Origin of the sequence: Bradyrhizobium sp. INPA03-11B (genome assembly GCF_040446015.1) — a bacterium.
GTDB classification, from domain to species: Bacteria; Pseudomonadota; Alphaproteobacteria; order Rhizobiales; family Xanthobacteraceae; genus Bradyrhizobium; species Bradyrhizobium macuxiense_A.
On record NZ_JASGSR010000279.1, the window covers coordinates 1 to 642 of the forward strand.

Annotated in this window: 1 protein-coding gene; it reads right to left on the bottom strand. The window is 66.0% G+C overall.

Annotated features, from left to right (window positions below):
* On the bottom strand, nucleotides 1–642 hold a 642-nt coding region (locus tag QMZ05_RS40915; RefSeq protein ID WP_353705902.1), incomplete at both ends, for a DUF5801 repeats-in-toxin domain-containing protein.

Consider the following 642-nt stretch of genomic DNA (forward strand, 5'->3'; position numbering starts at 1 on the left):
GGTGTCCGGGCTCGAGGCCGTGAGCTCGTGCACCGCGCGATCCTGCGTCAAGGTCACGTCGCCGGTCGCGGTGTTGACCGACAGCGTGAACACCAGCCAGGCGGCGTCATTTTCATGGCCGGTCACATAGCCGGAGATCGTGTTGCCGCTCTGGTCGAGCACGACCGCAAGACCGGAGGCGCTGTCGATCAGATTGGTCGCGGTGCCATTGGCCGCGATGCTGAGCGCATAGGCCGTGGTCGCGCCGTCGGCGCCGGTCACAACCGTGAACGCACCGGCGAAGCTCTCGGTGTCCAAGGTGTGGCCCTGGGTCGGCACCAGATCCGGCGTCGAGCCATTGATGCCGGCATTGGTCGAAGCCGAAAGGTAGGCCTCAAAGGTGTTCAGCGAACCAACTCGGCCGCTCAATCCAATTGACGGACCGTCGTCGTGGAACGTGACGTGGCTGCTGAGGTCGAGGTTCTGCGCTGCGCTGTCACCATCCTTGTCGGTGACCGTCGCGGTCAGCGTCACCAGGCCGCCGGTCAGGCTGATGCCCTCATGGGTGTCCGGGCTGGAGCCGGTGAGCTCGTGCACCGCGCGGTCCTGCGTCAGTGTCACGTCGCCGGTCGCCGTGTTGACCGCCAGCGTGAACACCAGCCA